Source organism: Christiangramia marina (assembly GCF_048285865.1).
In the GTDB taxonomy this organism is placed as follows: Bacteria; Bacteroidota; Bacteroidia; order Flavobacteriales; family Flavobacteriaceae; genus Christiangramia; species Christiangramia marina.
On record NZ_JBLVTK010000002.1, the window covers coordinates 561,461 to 562,126 of the forward strand.

2 tRNA genes are annotated in these 666 nt (G+C 39.8%); both read right to left on the minus strand.

The annotated features are described in order from the left end of the window. Positions 1 to 162 precede the first annotated feature (162 nt). A tRNA-Gly gene (locus ACNKXS_RS09045) sits at positions 163 to 235 on the minus strand. Positions 236 to 372: 137 nt separating this feature from the next. Beyond that, positions 373 to 454, minus strand: a tRNA-Tyr gene (locus ACNKXS_RS09050). Positions 455 to 666 lie beyond the last annotated feature (212 nt).

The window sequence follows — 666 nt, forward strand, 5'->3', positions numbered from 1 at the left end:
GTCGGCCAGACAATTGACTGTTTTAAACAGCGATATCCATAAACCTATCAGGCTTATGGAAAAGATCAGGCTCGAGGTACTTCAGTCATTTTAACCCTTAAAGAGCAAACCGATAAAAGTCGGTTATGGTGACCGGATAAATCCTGATTCAATTAAATTTAGAGCGGGAGACCGGGTTCGAACCGGCGACATTCAGCTTGGAAGGCTGACGCTCTACCAACTGAGCTACTCCCGCATTACCATTTTAGACTTTAATCTTTAGAATTATCTCGCTTTGCTTGATGATCCTGTTCGGGTGGCCCCGAACACAGATTTTAAACTCTCTGTTATACAAAAGCAATCTTTCGACAACAGCTTTATTTAAAATTTTCGTGGGGAGAGCAGGATTCGAACCTGCGAAGACGTAGTCAGCAGATTTACAGTCTGCCCTCGTTGGCCGCTTGAGTATCTCCCCATTAATTACCACTATTTCATAGAACCATTACTGAAACAGCTTAGCTTATAATGGTTTTTTTAACGGCTGCAAATTAAAGTAATTTTACAGCACCATCCAAAGCATTTTTTAAAATTTCTGTCAGATTTTTTGCAAGCTATTCATCAACAATGATTTAAACTTGAAAGTTCTTTAGAAACTTCGGTGTTTTCAGTATTTCAAGAGCCGATGGA